The sequence below is a fragment of the Actinoplanes campanulatus genome, from assembly GCF_014647795.1.
Classification (GTDB): Bacteria; Actinomycetota; Actinomycetes; order Mycobacteriales; family Micromonosporaceae; genus Actinoplanes; species Actinoplanes campanulatus.
This window is the reverse complement of record NZ_BMPW01000005.1, coordinates 346,821-366,213: the sequence shown is the minus strand read 5'-3', so window position 1 is coordinate 366,213 and position 19,393 is coordinate 346,821. Positions and strand designations below refer to the sequence as shown.

Sequence of the window (19,393 nt, the reverse complement as noted above, 5' to 3'; positions counted from 1 at the left end):
CACCAGCGGCCAGCCGTCCTGGTCACCGCACGGCTCGTCCCACGGCGGCGAACGGCACGGTGGGGCTGCTCCGGCGGCGTGGCCGTTCGTCCTTCCACAGCCCGCGTTCGGCCAGGATCGGCAGGACGCCCTCGCCGAACCAGTAGGCGCCCTCGAGGTGTGGGTACGCCGACAGCACGAACTCCTCGATGCCGAGCGCCGCGTACTCGGCGATCCGGTCGGCGACCTGCTCGTGGCTGCCGACCAGGGCGGTGCCGGCGCCGCCGCGGACCAGGCCGACGCCGGCCCACACGTTGGGGTAGATCTCCAGGTCGGAGGTCTTGCCGCCGTGCAGGTTCAGCATCCGCCGCTGGCCCTCCGACTCGGACAGCCGCAGCCCGGCCTGGACCTTGGCGATCGTCTCCGGCAAGATCCCGGCGAGCAGCCGGTCGGCCTCGGCCCACGCCTCCTCGGCGGTGTCGCGGGTGATGGTGTGCATCCGGATGCCGAACCGGATCGTCCGGCCCTGAACGGCTGCGAGTTCGCGGATCCACGCGATCTTCGCGGCCACCGCTTCCGGCGGCTCGCCCCAGGTCAGGTAGACGTCGGCGTGCTTGGCGGCGACGATCCCGGCGGCCGGCGAGGAACCGCCGAAGTAGACCTCCGGAATCGGGTCCGGGATCTGGCTGAGGGTGGCCGCCTCGACCGACAGGTGATCGCCCCGGAAGTCGACGGTCTCACCGGCCCACAGGCGGCGCACGATCTCCAGGAACTCGTCGCAGCGGCGGTAGCGGGCGTCCTTGTCGAGGAAGTCGCCGTACATCCGCTGTTCGTGGCTCTCCCCGCCGGTGACGACGTTGAGCAGCAGGCGGCCGCCGGACATGTTCTGGAAGGTGCCGGCCATCTGCGCGGCGAGGAACGGCGAGATCACGCCGGGCCGGAACGCGACCAGGAACTTGAGGCGGTCGGTGGTCTGGCTGAGCATCGCGGTGCTCAGCCAGGCGTCCTCGCACCAGGCGCCGGTCGGGGTGAGGGCGGCCTCGAAGCCGTTGTCCTCGGCGGCGCGGGCCACCTGGGTGAGGTAGGCGACGTCGGCGGGGCGGCCGGAGCCGCCTGCGGAGACGCCGTGACCGCCGCCGACGACGTGCCGTCCGTCGCCGCCGTTGGTGGGCAGGAACCAGTGGAATTTGAGAGACATGCGAGCCCTTTCAACGCAACACCTATAGGCTCGCTAGATTTTGCAGGTAAAGCAAGCCCGATGGGCGTGGCGCGGGATCACGGCCGCCGCCGGACGAGGGCGGCGGCCGTGGGTGACCGGTGTCAGTGCCGGTGCGCCTGCTGGCCGGCCGCCTCGATCAGGTGCCACGACTTCGGCTCGGACGGGACGCTCAGCGTGCTGATTCCCAGGTCGGGCCGTCCGGGCGTGTAGAGCCAGGTCTGCAGGAATCCGTCCAGGTCCACGCCGGAGATCTTCTCGGCGAGCGCCTGGAACTCCGGGGTGGTGCCATCACCGTCGCGGTTGGTGCTGGTCCACGCCGCCAGGATGGCGAAGAAGTCCTCGTCGCCGACCAGTTTGCGCAGGTGGTGGACGGTGAGCGCGCCACGGTCGTAGACCGCGTTGTGGAACAGGCGAGCCGGGCCGGGGTCGCCGGGCAGCACCTGCCAGAACGGGTCGCTCGCGGGGTGGGCGACCGAGTAGACGTAGTCGGCGATCTCGTCGGCCGTGCCCTCGTTCTGGTCCTCCGACCACAGCCACTGGGCGTACGACGCGAAGCCCTCGTTGAGCCAGATGTCCTTCCACTGGCCGAGCGCCACCGAGTCGCCGAACCACTGGTGCGCCAGTTCGTGGACCACGAGCGAGTTGTTGCTGCCGCGGGTGAAGGAGACTCCGTCGTACACCGGACGGGTCTGGGTCTCCAGGGCGAAGCCCTGATCGTTGATGCCGGTGACCACGCCGCCGCGGGCGGTGAACGCGTAGGGCCCGAACTTGCCGGCCGCCCAGTCGATGATCTCGTCGCTGCGCTCCACGCTGGCCCGGGCCGCCGCCGCGGTGGTCGCGTCGAGCCGGGTGTTGTAGGCCGTGACGATCGGGCTGCCGTCGGCGGAGGTGTCCCGGTACGTGTCGAAGTCACCGATCGCCAGGAACGTCAGATAGGTGGCCTGCGGCCGCTCCTGCCGCCACGACCAGCGGTCCCAGTCCACGAGCGCCTGCTGCGCCCACCGGGTCGGGGTGCCGTTGGAGATCACCTCGACGCCGTCCGGAACCAGCACCGACACGTCGAAACTGGCCTTGTCGGTGGGGTGGTCGTTGCTCGGGTACCACCACCAGGCGATCTCCGGTTCGTTGACGGCGAGCGCGCCGTCGGCCGTGCGGTTCCACGAGGTGAAGCCGGACGCCACGACCTGTGACGGGATGTCGTCGTACTGGACCACGATCGTCACCTGGCTGCCCTTGGTGATCGGGCGGGCCGGGGTGACGACCAGTTCGTGGTCGCTCTGCCGGGTGAAGGTGGCGGCCCGGTTGTTGACCCGCACCGACTGGGTGGCCAGGGCGAAGTCCAGGTTGACGGCGGACAGGTCCTGGGTGGCGGTGGCGAGAATCGTGGTGGTGCCGGTCAGGCGGTCGGTGTCCGGGTAGTAGCGCAGGCGGATGTCGTAGTGGCCGACGTCGTAGCCGCCGTTGCCGTACTCCGGGTAGTAGACGTCGCCGATGCCGGGGCTGCCGGGGGTGGGGGCGGCCTGGGCGCCGGCCTGGATGCCGAGGACGACGGTGAGGACGGCCGCGGTGACGGCGACGGTCCTGCCGAGCATGGGTCTCATCCGGGCAACGTACCAATGCATTTAAAATAATCGATTAAAGGGTGCACCGGCCCTGAACAACGGCCGTTCGGTGAGCCGCTAACCTCGGGGTTATCGAGGACGACCTGCGCCTGCTGCGCGCCTACGAACCGGTGGCCCGGTTCACCGAGGGGGAGTACTTCTTCCCCGTCTCGGTCGAACGCTATGTGGGCCGGGCCAGCCTGTGGCGTGCCCGGCCCGGCAGCGGCCCGGAGCAGGAGGCGCCCCCGGGCGGGCTCACCCTGGACCGGCTGCCCGCCGCCGGCGGCTACTCGCTCTCCGGCATCGGCGCCAACGACAGGCACGCGCACATCCCGCTCCGGGAACGCCCACCCCACCTGCGCCGGTCCAGCCGGCTCGCCTCGGTCGGCCCGACCGCCCGGCTGGTCGACGCCATCAACCGGTTCTCCCTGCTGTTTCGCGGCAGCGTGCCCGGCGGCAGCGCCGCCCAGTCCTTCCTGCTGCAACGCGACCACCTCCGGGCGGACCAGCCCACCTACTACGGCCGGGTGCTGCGCGACGACCCGTGGATCGTCTGCCAGTACTGGTACTTCTACAGCTTCAACAACTGGCGGTCGGCGTTCGGCGGAGTCAACGAGCACGAGGGCGACTGGGAACAGGTCACCGTCTACCTCGACGGCACCGTCACCGGCCCGGACGGGCTGCCGCCGCCCCGCTGGGTGGTTTTCTCCGCCCACGAGGAGACCGGCGACGACCTGCGGCGCCGCTGGGACGACCCGGACCTCACGGTCTACGCCGGCCGGCACCCGGTCGTGTTCGTCGGCGCCGGTTCGCACTCCGGCGCCTACCTGCCCGGCGACTACCTGATCACGGTCAAGCCGCCGAAACTGCGCGGCCTGGTCGGGGCGCTGCGCTGGTCGGCCCGGCTGTTCGCGCCCTGGCACCATGAGCACCACCCGTCGGTCGGCATCCCGTACGTCGACTACGCCCGCGGCGACGGCCGCGCCGTCGGCCCCGGCCACGACGAACCGTGGCACCCGGTCCTGATCGACGACGACACCCCGTGGATCCGCGACTACCGCGGCCTGTGGGGCCGCGACACCCGCGACCGGCTCGGCGGCGAACGCGGCCCGGCCGGCCCCCGCTACAGCCGCACCGGCATGGTCCGGCAGCCCTGGGCCGACCCGGTCGGCTGGGCCGGCCTCGCGAAGGTCGCCCCCAACCCGGAGGCCGAACGCAAACTCGCCGAGACCCGCCTGCAACGCGACCACGACCGCCTCGCCGCCCTCGACGACCAGATCACCACCCTGCGGCAGGAACTCGCCGTCGCCGCGGCCGGGCTCCCGGCCGGCTCGGCCGAGGTCCGCGGCCTGCTCCCGGAGGAACGCCGGCTGCTCAACCTGCGCATGGAGCACACCCGCCTCGCCGACGAACTGGCCGGCGCCGCCACCGCCGCGCCGCTGACCGACCACCCGCACGCCCACCTGCTGCACCGCCGGGTCCCGCTGGAACCCGCCATCGGCCTCCGTGGCCGGATCATGTCGTGGTGGGCGGTTCTGAGCACCCCCCTGATCCTCGGCGCGCTCGGCGCCCTCGCCTTCCCGTTCGGCACCGGGGGAAGCGACATCGCCCTGGCCCTGCTGCTCGGCCTGCTCGCCGTGGAGGGCCTGGTCCGCGGCAAGTTCCTGGCCGTCCTGCTGCGCCTGATCCTGGCGGCTGCCGCGATCGGGGCACTGGTCCTGCTCTGGTACGACGGCCGCTACGTCGTCACGTTCACCTTCTTCGCCGCGGCGCTCCTGGTTCTGCTGATCAACGTGCGCGAGGCCATGCGCAGATAGGCTCGCGGTGTGGACCAAGAAGAACGCATCGCCCTGTTCCTGGACTACGAGAACCTGGCGATCGGCGCCCGCGACCACCTCGGCGGCATGACCTTCGACCTGCGGCCGGTCACCGACGCCCTGGCCGAGCGCGGCCGGGTGGTGGTGCGCCGGGCGTACGCCGACTGGTCCTACTTCGACGAGGACCGCCGCCTGCTGACCCGCTCGCACGTCGAGCTCATCGACATCCCGCAGAAGATGGGCGCATCCCGCAAGAACGCCGCCGACATCAAGATGGTCGTCGACGCCCTGGAACTCGCCTTCGAACGCGCCTACATCTCGACGTTCGTCCTCTGCACCGGCGACAGCGACTTCACCCCGCTCGTCCACAAGCTGCGCGAACTCAACAAGCGGGTGATCGGCGTCGGCGTCGAGCGCACCACCTCGGCGCTGCTGCCGCCCGCCTGCGACGAGTTCCTCTTCTACGACCGCCTCGAAGGCGTCGAGATCCCGGCGGCGCCCGCCGCTCGCAAGAAACCCGCTCCGGTCCCGGAGACCGTCATCGACACCCCCGCCCGTGACCCGGAATCACTGGCCACCCTGGTCGCCCAGACCGTCTCCGGCCTCCAGCACAGCGCCAGCGGCACGGTCACCGCCTCCACCCTCAAACGCACCCTGCTGCGCAAGGACCCGACGTTCAGCGAGGCCGAATACGGCTTCCGCGCCTTCGGCGAACTGCTGCGCCACCTCGCCGGCCGCAACGTCATCGAACTCGGCGACGGCCAGGCCAAGGGCGACCCGGAGGTCTCACTGCCCGAACACGGCGACCGGGAGGCAGCGTTCATCCTGCTCAAGGCGGCGGTCACCGACGCCGGGCCGGTCGCCCTCTCCGGACTCAAGAACCGGGTGCGCAAGGTCGCCCCCGACTTCAGCGAGAAGAAGCTCGGCTACCGCAGCTTCCTCCAGTTCGCCAAGGCCGCCGCCACGGCCGGCGCCATCGACCTCGCCTGGAGCCCCGAAGCCGACGACTACCTGCTCACCTCCGTCAAGGAATAGGGACGACCGTCCCGTCACGGCGGGTACAGGTAGATCTCGATGTTGGTGATCCCGCCGGTGGTGTGGAAATTCCGGTACACCGCGCCGCCGAAGAGTTTCGGGTCCACCCCCGGCAGCTTGCCGTTGACGCCCGCGGCCACCGCCTTCCCGGTCGCCGGGCCGCCGCGGCCGAAGGTCAGGACCATGCCGGCGCGGCGCCCGGCGAGCTGCGGGGCCTCCTGCCGGATCGTCCGGCGGATCGCCGCCACGCTGGAGGTGTCCGGCAGGTCGATCTCGACGGGTTTGAGTTCGAGGCCGAGTGGCGCGCTGCGCGCCGGTGCGGGTTTCCGGCCGGCCGGGGCCGACGCGGACGACCCGGGCGCGGCCCTCGTCACCGGCGGCGTGGAGATCTGTGAGCCCATGGCGATCACCAGGAACGCGGCCATCAGATCTGCGAAGATCCAGCCGGCCAGCACACCGGGGGAGAGTTTCAATCGCCCGCGCCGTTCCAGACGGCCACCGCGGTCCGGTCGTCCGGATAGGCCTGGTGGCCCGCGCCGAGCTGGGAGAGGAACGCGGCCGGCCCGGGCGGCTCGTCGTCGGACCACAGCTCGGCGAGGCGTTCGCGGACCTGATCCCGGCGCAGATATTCGGCCGTGCCCGCGGTGCAGGCGATGACGGTCTCGCCGGGCGCGGTCGTGAACGTCTGCCAGGAGACGAGGTCATGGCGCTGGGGCAGCCGGGGAACATCACCCACCGCGGTGGCCGGCCGGAACACCTCCTCGAAATCCGTGCCGGCGGTGACCCGCAGGACCGGCGAGGCGCCGACACCGAAGGCGAGGTGTGGCCGGTCCCGCATGTCGCCGAGCCGGGAGAGGACACCGGTCAGTTCGGTGGCGACGGCGGATTCCGGCTGGTTGCGGCCCTGCGCGGTGAGGGTCAGCGAGTCCCGTAGCGCGAGAGTGACCTCGCGCAGCAGCTCGGTCAGCTCGGTGCCGGCGGCGGTGTCACCCTGCTGGACCGCGGTCCAGGCGGCGTCGATGCCGTACGCCCGGTCGGAGATCTTGACCTGGACGCTTCGGCACACCTGGGCCGCTCCCACCTGCGAGCGGGCGCCCCGCGGGTCGCCGGCGGCGACGACCGAGAGCAGGACCGGCGGGCCGAAACGGCTGAGCAGCGCGATCGCCGTGCTCTGCCGGCGCAGCCGGGCGTCGCGGCGGGCCAGATCGCCGCGGATCGAGGCCGCGCGCACCACGACACCGCCGAACCGGGCGCCGTCGAAGACGGTGTCGTGCACCGCGTCGGGAACGTCGGGCAGCGCCTGGGGTTCGGTGAGGTACTCGTTGGGGCCGAGGGCGATCTCGGGCTCGGAGACGATGGCGGCCGACGTGTAGACGGGCACCGGCACCTCCTTGACCACCTCTCTGATCACCTCGACCTCCTTGATCACCTCCTTGATCTGGACGACGGGCACCTCCTTGATCCGGACGATCTCCTTCGTCACGGTGCGGACCTCGGGCGGACGGCGGCGCAGGACCAGGGCCCAGCCCAACAGGGCGAAGCAGGCCAGCGACAGCACGACGACCAGTAGAACCTGCCCGTTCACGGCGACTCCTGAGAGGTTGACTCGGCGGCCCGCGCCCGGCCGCGGCGCCGGCGGACGGGTATCCCGGTGACCGGCCGGCTCCGGCGCGGCGTGGGTGCGGCACGGATGCTGGTCAGCCGGATCACCGTGGCCTGGGTGGCGGTGGCGGCGCTCAGGGTGGAGGCCGCCACCTCCCGGGTGGACGCGGCGGCCATCTGCGTGGACTCGGCAGCCCGCTGGGAGGCGCCGGCGGCCTCGGCCATCGTGGCGGTGAGGCCGGCATAGGCGTCCTGCACCGAGCGGACCGCCTCCGCGTTGCGTTCCGCGCTCGCCCGCACCGTCGCGACGGCGTCGTTCAACCCGGCGCCGATCTCGGCCATCCGCCCGGCCAGGCTGACCGCGGCGGTCGCCACCGCCTCGCCGTAGAACTCACCGATCTCCACCGAGGCGCGGCGCGCGGCGTCGCTGATCGTGCGGGCGTACTCGTCGCCGGCAGCACGCAGGGCGCTCGTGCTCGCGTCGATCCGGTCGGCCACGTCGCCGAGGGCACGATCGATCCGGGCGGACGCGTCCCGCAGGGTCGCCTGAGCGCCGGCCTGCAACGCCCTGACCTGGGCGGCCGCCTGCTCGCCGGCACTGTCCAGGCGCTCCGCGGCGGCCGAGGCGCGCACGGTCAGGTCGTCGCGGAGCACGGCGGTCGCGGACTGGAGGACGGCGGTCGCCTCGCGTACCTCGGCGCCGGTACGGTCGAGGGTGCCGACCGCCTCGCGCAGGCTGTCGATGGAGACGGCGAGGCGTTCGGCGGCGTGACTGTTGTGCTGTGCCAGATCCGCCGTGCCGCGCTGGGCCTCACTCGTACGGGTGAGAAGCTCCCCCAGAAGATGCGCGGCCTGAGAGAGTTCGGCCGCGAACCGGGCCGGTGAGGCGAGCCTCCGCCGGTTGAGCTCGATCTGGCAGCGCACCAGGACCGACCGGAGCCGGCTGCCGACCTCGGTGGCGCGGCGCGCCTGGCGGGCCTCGTCGCCGCGCCGGACCATGACCGAGCCGAGCGTGACCACGATGAGCAGGCCGATCACCGCGAGCGCCAGCATCGCGACGTGCCCGAAGTTGAGGATCGACGGCAGCCGGCCGGCGAAGCCCTCCTGCCAGAGCTGGAGGAAGCTGCGGCCCTCGGCGAGTTCGCGGCCGGCCGGGTCGGCGAGCATCCGCCCGTAGGCGACGGTCGCGGCGGCCAGGCCGAGCCAGGTGACCAGCACCGGGAAGAAGACCAGCAGCGCGGGGGCCTCCTCCAGCGCCGACCGCCACGACCGGGACCGGCCCGGCGATGTGCCGATCGACTCGGGGCGTGCGTAGATGCCGACCACGTCGAGGTCGGCCCACCCGCCGTCGGGTTCGGCCGACCGCAGCGCGGTGGCGAGTTCGAGCAGGTCAGCACGGATCGGATGCAGTTCGGGCGTCCGTTCCGCGAGGGTGGTCAGCTCATCGGCGAGGGCGCTGCCGGATCTCCGGCCGGACCCGGCGGATGAGGCGTGCGAGGTGGTCGGAGGCGAAGCCGCGGTCATAGTCCACCGATACGGTCGTCCATCTTGGATGCGTCGAGTTTCCAGTCACGCGACCAGTGCCACTACCGCGGATCGGTGGGTCTTCCCGGACCCGTGGCGTGCCTGTGGCGGCTGGACGGCGATTGTAGACAGACCGATGTGGCGGGTGCGCATCACCGGATCGGATGGTTGTCGGTTCATCGAACGCTACGGGAGCATCGGTCCACGCCGCCCGCCTCACTGTGAGGAGCGCAATCGATCGTGTCCGTTACAGAGCTGCTCCAGGACGCGAGAGCCGTGATCACGGCTCTCGGCGCGGAGCCATTCGACGACAACGCCGCACTCCTCAAGTGGCGCCAGGAACTGGAACAGCACGCGAACGACCTGATACAGCAGGCCCAGGATCCGATCGCGATCGGCGTCGTCGGCGAGTTCAGCGTCGGCAAATCCATGCTCATCGGTACGTTGCTGGGGCGTCCCGACCTGTTGCCGGTCGAGCAGCGGGCGACCACCGGCAACGTGACCGCGCTCTACCTGCGCCCGGCGGAGCCCGGTACGCGTACCGCGATCGACGGTGACGCGACGGTCCGCTTCCTCTCCGAGCCCGAGCTGAGCCGCTGCGTCGAGTACATGCTCTCGGAGCTGGCCGCCGCGCTGCGCCAGGTGCACCGGGTCGAGGCGCTCGAGCAGCTCGCCGGCTACGACCCGGTGGCCGACGGCTGGGACCGTTTCGACGCCTGGTGCCGCCGGCACATCTGGCCGGGCCCCGATGCCGAGGCGATCGGCAACCTCGAGGTCCGGAAGATCGCGGTGGAGCTGGCGGCCATGCGCGACGGGCATCTGGCCGGCCGTGATCTCCTGAAGGCCCAGGTCAGCGTCAGTCATGCGATCGTCCGTGCGGCGCTGGATCTGGGTGACGAGGCGCCCGACCTCGACGAGTTCCCGAGACGGCCGGGGCTGCCGGCGCTGACCCTGAACGGCATCCAGACCGACAGCGCCCAGTTGCAACGGTCGTTCTCGCTGATCCGCCGGGTCGAGTACCGGGTCCTGGTCGACCCGGATTTCTGGCCGCTGGACGGGCTGCGCGGCGACAACGAGGTGCTGCTGCTCGACTTCCCGGGGCTGACCGCCCGGCGGTCGGCAAAGCGCGACGAGTTCCTCTCCCGCAGCGTGCTCCGCGACATTCACACGATCATCACGGTGTACGACAGCGGCAAGGCCGGCACCGACGTGCCGGACAAGTTCTACACCATGCTGGAGGAGCACGGCCGTCCGCGAACCGAGCTGCGGGAGTCGATCCTGGCGGTGGGCAACGCGTTCGACCGGGTGAACGAGCCGGACCTGCCGCCGTCCGGCCCGATCACGCTGGAACGGCTGCGTGCCGCGTCGCAGCAGTACAACGACCTCTACAACGGGGCCCTGCTGCTGGTCGACAAGCGGGACGAGCGGATCGTGCTCACCTCGTCGGTGGTGGCCATCGAGAAGCGTGGCATCCCCACCTCGTTCACCGGTCAGGAGGCGGCCAAGCTGGCCACCGCCCGCGCCGGCGTGCCCGAGGTCCTGGTCCGGTGGCGTTCCGTGGCCCGGCGGCTGGTGGAGGCCGAGCCGGACAGCCCAGGGGTCTCGACGATCGAGGCGTTCGTGGCCGACGGCGGCTTCGACCACCTGCGCCGGTTGATCGAACGCCACGCGACCGAGCACGGCGTGGCCAACAAGCTGAGCACCATGAAGCGGCAGCACGCCCGGCTGCGGGAGGCGCTGGAACGGCTCTGCCGGCTGTTGCCGCACCATGACCTGCCCCGGGGCGCGAACGCCATGGAGCAGGCGCGGGCGAAGCTGCTCGAGCTCACCGACGACATGCGGCGCCGGCACGAGGCCCTGTTCCGGGCGCTGGGCGACTTCCGGGATCCGCTGACCGTCGTCATGGCCGCCGGCGAGCCGCTCATCGAGGCGGTGCAGAACGACGCCACCACCGCGGTCGCCTCGTGGGAGGCGTGGCGGACCGTGCTCCAGCGCGCCGACGGCGGCCTGATCCGCAAGGACGCGCCGGCCGCCCAGGGGCCCGCGGGTGGTCTGCGGGCCAGGTTCCCCACCGCGCCGCGGGCCCGTTACGACTCGACCGGCGCCTTCCGGGAGCCGTACCTGGAGACGTGCGGCCGGTACATCCACGCCGGACGGCGCGCCTTCGCCGAGGCGGTGCGGGTGTGGGTCGAGGAGCAGAGCACGGAGACCGCCGAGCTGCGGCTGAGGATCAACGACGACGACATTCAAGACCTTCTGCGTACGGGTCTGCTGCGCCTGACCGGGGACGCCGACACCGTCGAGACGCGTATGCAGGGGCTCGGTCTGCTCGCCGACCTGGAGTGGTTCATCATCCCGGCGCCGACCGAGGCCGAGGCGGTCGACGGCGAGGCCGCGGCCGCGGTGGAGTACGGCTTCCCGGCCGAGCGGGAGCGGGCGCTGCCGTGGAACGTCTCGGTGCCGGAGAAGGCCGGCGACCGCCAGCAGCAGATGGTCCGCCATCAGCTCTACCTCTTCCGGCAGCGGCGCGAGCTGGACAACGCCGTGGTCAGCGTGGTCACCGCCGAGCTCGTCCGTCAGATCGAGGCGTTCTACGAGCTGCGGCGCGACGACCTCGCCGTCGTCAGTGAGCAGATGCTCACCCGTGACGAGATCCGCCGGATGTTCCCGGTGGACCGTCCGGCCGGGCAGGAGGAGGACGCCGCGGAGCCGGACCGGTCCGAGTCGCCGCTCAGGAGTCTGCTTCGGCAGTGGAGGGAACGCGATGATCAACCTGGTGTTTGAGGAGCCCGGCTCACAGGCGGCCAGCCCCGACCCGTACGTGCAATCGGTCGGCGCCCAGAAGTTCCGGCTCTTCGAGTACGAGGGCCGCTACCCTCTGCCCGACGTGGTGCTGATGGTCGAACCCGGCATGCCGACGCTGCCGGTGCGGGAGGCGCGGATCGCGGGCGTCGCCTACGACGAGACCGACTACGGCGAGCTGCGGCGGGCGCTGCACACGGCCTGGGACGCGGGCGCCCGCAACACCGAGTGGGTGGCCGGCCGGCAGGAGATCAGCCACCGCCGCAGCCTCCAGGCCGACCTGCTGGACCACACCCTGGCCACGAAGAACGGCGAGTACGCCGAGGTGATGGTGACCTGGCGGCTCGAGTACACCGACCGGACCGGAGCGCCGGCCACCGGCCGGGAACACGTCAAGCTGGAGTTCGCGCCACGCGGTGTGCGTCCGGAGACCGGTCGTGGCCGGCGCGGCGACCCCGAGTCGCGGCGGCTCGGACTGCCCGGCCCGTTGCGTCACCGCCGGGCCACCGAGCCGGCGTACAGCGGTTTCGCGGCCGTGGACTTCGGCACGTCGGCGTCGACGGTCACGCTCTTCGACAGCCGCGGCAACGTGATCACCGGCCTGGACGAGGGTCAGCTCGCCACCCTGCGCGGGCAGCTCGCCGGCCTGCTCACCGGGAAGCCGCCGGAGCATCTGGGCCAGGCCTGGTCGGTGACGCTGGCCGGGCTGCTCAAGGAGGTCGGCACCGTGGCGCCGGAGGTGGCGGCGGGCGGCGCGGCGGCTCTCGCGGACCAGCTGGCCGGGCGCGGCCGGCGCCAGAACGGTGCGCCGAACGCCGCGGAGCGCCTGTTCGACGCCGTCTGCGTCGCGTTCGAGAACGCGCTCGTCGCCGCCGAGCCCGGACTGCGACGCTGGCTCGCCCCACGGCTGCTCGGCGCCTACGACCAGGCGTTCCGGGTGCCGCCGCTGGCCGACTACCAGCTGCAACAGGTCCAGTTCACCCGGGCGCAGGTGACCACCAAGGAGATCGCGAGCCGGTTCCGCATCGTGCGGGACAACCCGATCGAGATCGAGCTCGGCGCCACCACCGGCCCCAACACCCGCCAGCGGCTCAAGAGCAAGCTCCTCAAACGGGAGGAGCTCACCGGGATGACCGGGGCGGACGAGCGGGAGGCGACGACCGACGACCTGATCGCCCACGTGTACCTGCATCTCGTCCAGGACACCGAGGCGTTCGCCCATCGTGATCGCGAGGGCCTGCCGAAGATGTTGGACACGGTGGTCGTCACCTATCCGACCACCACGCCGCCGTTCGCCCGTACCCGGTTGCGGTCGCTCGTCAAGCATTGTCTGGACGTCACCACCGTCGTCACGTCGTACGACGAGGGGGTGGCCGCCGGCCTCTTCTTCCTGATGTGCGACTTCGGCGGCAACCGCCGGGAGTTCGGCGCCGAGACGTTGCGGGCCCGGTCCCGGCGGGTCGCCGACGACCCGCCGACGTGGCGGCAGAACATGCTGGTGCTCGACATCGGCGCGGGCACCACCGACATCGCCCTGATCCGGCTGACCCTGATCGACCAGACCGAGCCGATCGACGGCGTGGACCCGGCCGTGCAGGGCCGCTACTACGTGATCCGGCCCGAAGTGATCAACTCGACCGGGCACGCGCAGCTCGGCGGCGACTACCTGACGCTGCGGGTCTTCTACTGGATCAAGGCCTGCATCGTCGACGCGCTGGTCACCGGAAGCGACCACGAGGAGGCCCGGGCGCGGCTGCGGGACACCATCGACTCGCTGCTGCCGGACCTGGGTACGGACGGGCCGCTCGGTGTCCGGGTCGCACACGCGGGCGTGAACGATCCGGTGCCGGCCGAGCTGATCGACGTGCTCCGGGAGATCCTGCCCACCCACTATCCGCCCGGCCCGGACACCCCGGAGGCGGCCAAGCTGGCCTTCCAGCAGCTGTGGGAACTGGCCGAGGCGGCGAAGATCCAGCTGGGCGCGGACCCCGGACCGGACGGCAAGGAACACCACCGGATCAGCCGTGAACAGTTGCAGTCGGTGCTCAACCCGATCGACCAGCAGAACCGCAACAATCTGGCGTCGCTGCTGCCGGCGAAGGGCATCCGGCTCGCCCGGGCCGACTTCGTGGCGCTGGCCCGGCCGGTGCTGTCCCAGGCGGTGGCCCTGGCCCGCTGGCTGGCTCGCACCACGCTCGGCGACGACCCGGAGGAGCGCCTCGACCGGGTCATGCTCTCCGGGCAGACCAGCAAGATGGAGCTGCTCCAGCAGGTGGTGGTCGAGGACCTGCCGGGCGCCGAGTCCGACGACCGGCTCCGCTGGAACCCGGCGGCGCTGACGGTCGAGGCGACCTACGCCAAGCAGGCGGCCGCGATCGGCGCCTGCTGGGGGCACTCGCTCGGTCAGCGTATCGGCGGGCAGAAGCAGGAGAGGCCGGAGCTGGCCGCCGGCCGCACCGTGGTGAGCATCGACGTGGAGAACCTCTTCCACACCCTGCCGTGCAGCTTCACGCAGTTCACCCAGGGTGTGAACCGCGTCGAGCTGATCGAGGGCGGCGTCCGGATGGCCGAGCTGACCGAGAACACGGTGGGCGTACGGTCCGCGTGGCGACCGCTCGTGCCGCTCTTCGACGTGCACCGGCCGATCGACGACCTGGCCTCGATCCAATGGGGTGTGTTCCGGTTCGAGACGTACGCCGAGGAGAAGGAGAACTTCTCACCGGACCCGGCGATCTGGCTCGCCAAGCCCAGCATCGGGCGCGAGTCGCTGGTCTCGATGCAGCTGGAGGTCGACCAGAACCTGAGCCCCCGGGTGAACATCTGCCAGGGCGACCCGCACTACCTGGTGAGCGGCGGTCTGGAACTGCGCGGCGACCTGCGTGACCAGTGGGACGAAACGGAGATGCGGCTGCGGTCGATCCCGTACACGCTGGTCGTCGACACCGTGGACGGCCGCCGTCCGGTCTTCGAGCCGTGGGACCCGGCCACCCCGGTGACCGAGCGGTTCCCGCTGCTGCTGCACGAGGTGGCCGAGCTGGACAGCCCGGCGGTGCACGGATGGCTGTCCGAGCTGCTGCCGCCCCCGCAGGAGAACGGCGACTACTTCTTCCATCTGCGCCGGCCGGACGGGAGCGACATACCGCTGGGACCGCTGAGCGCGAACGGTCCCCGGGACGCCGCCTCGGCCCGTTACCGGGTCACGCTCGACGTCCGCGGGCGGCTCAGCCTGCACCGGGGCTCGCCGCGGTACTGGAAGGCGGCGAAGCTGCACGATGTCGAACGGACGCCCGGCGCGGTGTTCTCGACCGACATGGACCGCAGCGAAGTGGAGCTTCGCGACAACTGGGACCCGTTCAGCGGGAAACACTGAGGTGCCGGCATGAGGGGAACAAGGGTGTGCCGATGAGCGACGAGGGACCGCGATTGGACGAGGCACTGCTCGCCATCCTCCGGTCTCCGGAGAGCGAGCACACCGAGGCGCTGCGGCGTCACCTGGTGGAGCTGCTGAAGTGGCTGACCGGGGTGACGCACGAGCGGGACCGGCCTCCGCGGGTGGACGAGGCGTGGCAGGCGCTGGACTCGCTGCTCAAACGTGCCCGCGAGCCGGAGGAGCCGGAACCGGTGCTGGCGGCCGTCGGGGCCGAGGTGGTCGAGCCCGAGCCGGAGGACGCCGAGGATCAGGTGACCACCGGGGATCAGGACACGGAGGTACGGGAGAGTCTCCCACCGTCGGCCGATCCCTTCCGGGACGAGCTGGAGTCGCTGTGGCGGGAGCTGACGTCCACCGAACCGGCCGCCGCCTACGCCGGGTGCCTCGGCGCCGGCCCGGCCGATGATCCGATCGCCGACCTGTGGAAACGGATCCACCTTCTCCTGATCCGCCTACCCGAGGAGGAGTCGAAAGCCGTACGCCAGCAGGCACGGGAGATCGCGGCGGCCTACGTGGACCTCCCCGTCGAATACGACGCGTACCTGCCGGCGCTGCCCGGGCATGACGGCGGCGGCCCGGAGCTGGCCCTGGAACACCGGCCCGGGGCGGCCGACCGCCTCGGGGATCTGCTGCCCATCGCGCGCCGGTTCGCCTGGCTGGCCGCGAACGACCCCGCGGTGTGGATCGGCGACCGGCGCCTGATGACGTCGGTGATGGAACGCGCCAATCCGGAGAGCGCAGGGATCTACCGCACCACGATGGGCCAGCAGATCGACAACATCCTCGTCCACGAGCCCGGATCGGCTCAGGAGCTGGACGGGCTCATCCGGCTCGACGAGCTGATCCGCGGGCTGGTGCCGCGGCCGCTGCCACATGAGGACAGCTGGTGGTCGTTGATCCTGAACGACATCCGCGACTCGGTGCTGCTCCGGCATCCGATGACGAGCCGCTACAGCATGTCGGTACGCCCGGGGATGGCGTTCAGCGGGGTCCGCAAGACGCTGCAGGAGGACAAGAACATCGCCCTCGCCGATTCCGGATGGGTCCGCGACGAGGCCCGGCTCCGGGGCAAGGTGGTCTGGGTCCTGCGATTCCCCGGCCGGGCGTCCGGCATCGATCCGGGACGTGTCATCTACCTGCCGGAGTGAGCGTGCGGCCACACCTCGACCGGTGGGCGGCCACGGCGGACCTCCTCATGTCGCTGCCCGCCGCGGTCACCCACGGTGTGCTCCCGGAGCGCCTGGCCGGGGACATCACGGCGTTGCGGGACGGCCGTCCGCCGGATCCGCGGGTGGTCCTGCTCTGCCGCGACGCCGGCGACGGCGACCCGGTGGCGGCCGCGTTGCGGGACGGCACGGCCGGCACCGCGATCCGGCCGGAGTTCGGCGTCATGGTGGCGCCGCCGCTGGACGACACGGTCGGTTCCGGGCTGGTACGGGCCGCGATCCTCGACGTGGACGTGGTGCTCGCCGTGGTTCGATACACGGACGTCGTGTCCTCCCCGGGCGCGGGGATCGCGCCACTGGCGCCGTGGACGGCCCTGGCCCTGGAGGTCGTCGGCCCGCACCGGCTGACCGTCGTGGTCGACGGCATCGAGGACTGCCGGTCGACGGCGAGCAACCGGCGGGACTGGGTCGCACGATCGGCCCGGCGCGGGCTGCTGCTGGGGGAGCGTGTTCCGGATCAAGCCATCGCCGAGGTCGGCACCCGTGCCGGCACCGGTCTCGCCGGCCTGCTGGAGCGGGCGCTCGGCGGCTGGCTGCGGGATGCCGAGCGGGCGGCCGTGGACGCGGTGGGGTGCCGTCTGGCTCGTACGGTCACCGATCTGCGGCACTGGTGCCACACGATCCTCGACGGCGGCACCCGGACGGCTGCCACCGGAGCGGCCCTCGACCCGGCCCGGGTGCTCGAACCCGGATACGCCCGCGAGCGCGAGACCCGCCTGCTGGCCCGCGGCACGCTCGTCCTGCTGGACGCGGCGGACCGGCGCCTGACCGCCGTGTGACCGCACCGCCGGCGGTCCGGCCCGCCGCTCAAACGGGCGGTCGATGTGCCGATGGGTGATAGGTGAGCCCGATACCGACCGGTCCGGTCATGGCCGGCGCCCGCCTCGACGTGCACTGCGTCTATCAGCCGTTCGTGGATCTCGACACCGGGGCGGTGCTGGCGTTCGAGGCGCTGATGCGTGGCCCCGATGGGACGTCGCCGATGGCGCTTCTGGAAGCGGCCCGGGCCGCCGGGCAGCTCGCCGAACTGGAACGGGCCTCGCTGCTCGCCTCGCTGCGGGACGCCGCGCGGATGTCCGGCGGGCGGCCGGTGACGCTCTTCGTCAACCTGGAGCCAAGCACGCTGACCGAGCGGCTCGACGTCATCCTCGACGCGCTCGGCGAGCGGGCCGACCATGTGCAGCTGGTCGTCGAGATCACCGAGCGGGCGCTGTTCGAGGACCTCGCCGGGGTGCTGACCGCGGCCGAGCGGCTGCGGGCCGCGGGCTGCGCCATCGCCCTCGACGACATCGGTGTGCATCCGGAATCGCTCGCCTTCATTCCGATCGTGCGGCCGAGAGTGGTCAAGCTCGACCTCAAACTGCTGCGGACGATCAAGGATCCGGCCACCGTCGCCGTCGCCGGGGCGGTCCGGGCGTACGCCGAGGAGGTCGGAGCCGAGGTCGTCGCCGAGGGCATCGAAACGCCGGAGGACCTCACCCGGGCGCTCGTGCTCGGGGCCACCATGGGGCAGGGCTGGCTGTGGAGCCGGGGTGAGCGCCGTTTTCCGCCCTCGACGTTCCAGCCCGAGCGGTTCCGGCCCCGGCCGATCGGCACGGCGTTGCAGAAGTCGCCCTACCAGCTGGTCGGCTCCGGACGGCGGATCCGGCACGCGCCGAAGCACCTGCTCGTGCCGCTGTCGAAGACGCTGGAACTGATGGCGCTACAGACCGCCGTGCCGCCGGTGCTGCTGGCGGCCTTCGAGCACGTACGGTTCTTCGGGCCGTCGACGATGCGCCGGTTCAGCGACCTGGCGGACCGGCTGCCGTTCGTCGCCGTGCTCGGCGTGGACATGCCGCCGGAGCCGGCGCCCGGGGTGCGCGGCGCCGGCCTGCACCCCTGGGATCCGCTGGCCAATGAATGGACCGTCGTGGTGCTGGGTGCGCACACCTCGGCCGCGCTGATCGCCCGTGACCTGGGGGAGAGCGGGCCGGACGAGGACCGGCAATTCGAGTTCGTCGTCAGTTACGACCGGGCTCTGGTGACCGCGGCCGCCCACGCGATGGTGGGACGCCTCACCCGCTGATGCTCCCCGGCCGTCGCCCAGCCGTGATGCCAGGACGACCAGGCCGGCGCCATCGCCGGCCGCGACGGTCGCCCGGCCGGCCGGAGGTGGTGGCGCCGGGCCTCGGCGCGGACGGCCGCGGCGTTCGCCTCCCGGCGCAGGCTGTCCCGGGCGGCGACGGCGAGCTGGGCATCGTGCCAGGCGGTCGCCTCGGTGGCGGCGGCCCACCGGTACAGCTGGTTGCGGACGGCGGCGATCGCCCGGCCCAGGACCAGCTCCTGATCGACCGGGTGCAGCTTCGGATTCCAGCCGCCCTCGCCCGCGGCCAGGTCGGCCAGCACCGTGGCGGGCAGGTCACCACGCTCGACGGCGGCCGCGGCGGCGCGGTGCAGGAAACGGGCGCGGTCGGCGTACTCGGCGACGGTCCGCCGGGTGCGCGGTGTCCGGAACGCGGTCGCCGCGCGGACCCGCGCCAGCCGCTCTTCGGCGTCCTGCCAGCTCTGCCAGGCCTCGGTGGCGGCCTGATCGGTCTGCCGCCAGTGCTCCCGCCACCGCTCGGCGGCCTCGGCGGCGCGGGTGGCCGCGACCAGCACCTCGACGGCGTAGCGCTGGGCCTCGATCGCCTCGGCATGCCATCGGGCGAGAGCGTCCCGGCGGCGGCGCACCGTCGGGATCCGGGCCAGCAGCAGGTGGAGTCGTTGCCACGCGCCGTGACCGGTGGCCACCAGCAGGCCGGGAATCCGGGGCAGGAACAGCCGCAGGCTGCGGGCGGTCCGGGCGCGGGCCGCGAGGGCCCGGGCCGGCAGACGGCGGAGATGTCCCCGCGCCCGGCGGCGGGCCGCGGCCGGCAAGGCGGCGATGTGCGGCAGATACCGATGCAGATGCCGTCGCGCCCGGTGGCCAGCCGCGGCCGGCATTTCCGCGAGCCGCTCCTCAGCGCTCCGGCGGAGCGCGATCAGATGCGCGGGGATGCCGGACAACGACCGGCGGAGGCGACGGCCGGCCACCAGGAGGAGCGGAAGCAGGCTCAACACCAGGGATGCCAGCCGGCGCAAGGGGGTGGACGACGCGGACCATCGCGGCGGGGTGCGCGACGGGTCCCTCATGTGTCCGA

Annotated in this window: 13 protein-coding genes; 7 read left to right on the top strand and 6 right to left on the bottom strand. The window is 72.1% G+C overall.

Going from position 1 to position 19,393, the window contains the following annotated elements; genetic code table 11:
- Positions 1–22: 22 nt before the first annotated feature.
- Complete coding sequence (locus IEZ13_RS12450) at positions 23–1,177, bottom strand: LLM class flavin-dependent oxidoreductase (RefSeq protein ID WP_183221416.1); 1,155 nt, start codon at positions 1,175–1,177, stop codon at positions 23–25.
- Between the two features lie 122 nt (positions 1,178–1,299).
- Entirely contained in the window at positions 1,300–2,799 is a 1,500-nt protein-coding gene (locus IEZ13_RS12445) for a M1 family metallopeptidase (RefSeq protein ID WP_183221414.1), read from the bottom strand.
- A gap of 131 nt (positions 2,800–2,930) precedes the next feature.
- On the opposite strand from IEZ13_RS12445, the gene IEZ13_RS12440 reads away from it, so the two are divergent.
- Both IEZ13_RS12440 and IEZ13_RS12435 read left to right on the top strand, forming a co-directional pair.
- Complete coding sequence (locus IEZ13_RS12440; protein ID WP_229794641.1) at positions 2,931–4,616, top strand: hypothetical protein; 1,686 nt, start codon at positions 2,931–2,933, stop codon at positions 4,614–4,616.
- A 9-nt stretch (positions 4,617–4,625) separates the two neighbouring features.
- Positions 4,626–5,651 (top strand): NYN domain-containing protein, encoded by a 1,026-nt coding sequence (locus tag IEZ13_RS12435; protein WP_183221412.1) that lies wholly within the window; start codon positions 4,626–4,628, stop codon positions 5,649–5,651.
- 14 nt (positions 5,652–5,665) lie between these two features.
- Here IEZ13_RS12435 and IEZ13_RS12430 read toward each other — a convergent pair whose 3' ends face one another.
- The 3 genes from IEZ13_RS12430 to IEZ13_RS12420 are packed head-to-tail and all read right to left on the bottom strand — an operon-like array spanning position 5,666 to position 8,777.
- Positions 5,666–6,124, bottom strand: coding sequence for a hypothetical protein (locus IEZ13_RS12430; RefSeq protein WP_183221410.1), 459 nt, complete (start codon positions 6,122–6,124; stop codon positions 5,666–5,668).
- Positions 6,121–7,236, bottom strand: a complete 1,116-nt coding sequence (locus IEZ13_RS12425) for a cytochrome c-type biogenesis protein (RefSeq protein WP_183221408.1) — start codon at positions 7,234–7,236, stop codon at positions 6,121–6,123. Before IEZ13_RS12425 ends, IEZ13_RS12430 begins: the two co-directional genes overlap by 4 nt.
- Positions 7,233–8,777 (bottom strand): coiled-coil domain-containing protein, encoded by a 1,545-nt coding sequence (locus IEZ13_RS12420; RefSeq protein WP_183221406.1) that lies wholly within the window; start codon positions 8,775–8,777, stop codon positions 7,233–7,235. The genes IEZ13_RS12425 and IEZ13_RS12420 overlap by 4 nt, the downstream gene beginning before the upstream one ends.
- Positions 8,778–9,017: 240 nt before the next feature.
- Here IEZ13_RS12420 and IEZ13_RS12415 point away from each other — a divergent pair, with 240 nt between their 5' ends.
- From IEZ13_RS12415 to IEZ13_RS12395, 5 genes are all read left to right on the top strand, one after another.
- Entirely contained in the window at positions 9,018–11,561 is a 2,544-nt protein-coding gene (locus IEZ13_RS12415) for a P-loop NTPase family protein (protein ID WP_183221404.1), read from the top strand.
- Positions 11,542–14,949, top strand: coding sequence for an Hsp70 family protein (locus tag IEZ13_RS12410; protein ID WP_183221402.1), 3,408 nt, complete (start codon positions 11,542–11,544; stop codon positions 14,947–14,949). Before IEZ13_RS12415 ends, IEZ13_RS12410 begins: the two co-directional genes overlap by 20 nt.
- Positions 14,950–14,981: 32 nt before the next feature.
- On the top strand, positions 14,982–16,157 hold the full coding sequence (locus IEZ13_RS12405) for a prolipoprotein diacylglyceryl transferase (protein ID WP_183221401.1): 1,176 nt from the start codon (positions 14,982–14,984) through the stop codon (positions 16,155–16,157).
- A gap of 2 nt (positions 16,158–16,159) precedes the next feature.
- Positions 16,160–17,014, top strand: coding sequence for a hypothetical protein (locus IEZ13_RS12400; RefSeq protein ID WP_183221399.1), 855 nt, complete (start codon positions 16,160–16,162; stop codon positions 17,012–17,014).
- 62 nt (positions 17,015–17,076) lie between these two features.
- The gene (locus IEZ13_RS12395) at positions 17,077–18,300 is read left to right on the top strand and encodes a sensor domain-containing phosphodiesterase (RefSeq protein ID WP_183221396.1); all 1,224 of its coding nucleotides are present in this window, start codon (positions 17,077–17,079) and stop codon (positions 18,298–18,300) included.
- Here IEZ13_RS12395 and IEZ13_RS12390 read toward each other — a convergent pair.
- Positions 18,240–19,385 (bottom strand): hypothetical protein, encoded by a 1,146-nt coding sequence (locus IEZ13_RS12390; RefSeq protein WP_183221394.1) that lies wholly within the window; start codon positions 19,383–19,385, stop codon positions 18,240–18,242. The two genes, IEZ13_RS12395 and IEZ13_RS12390, sit on opposite strands and share 61 nt — an antisense overlap.
- Between the last annotated feature and the right edge of the window lie 8 nt (positions 19,386–19,393).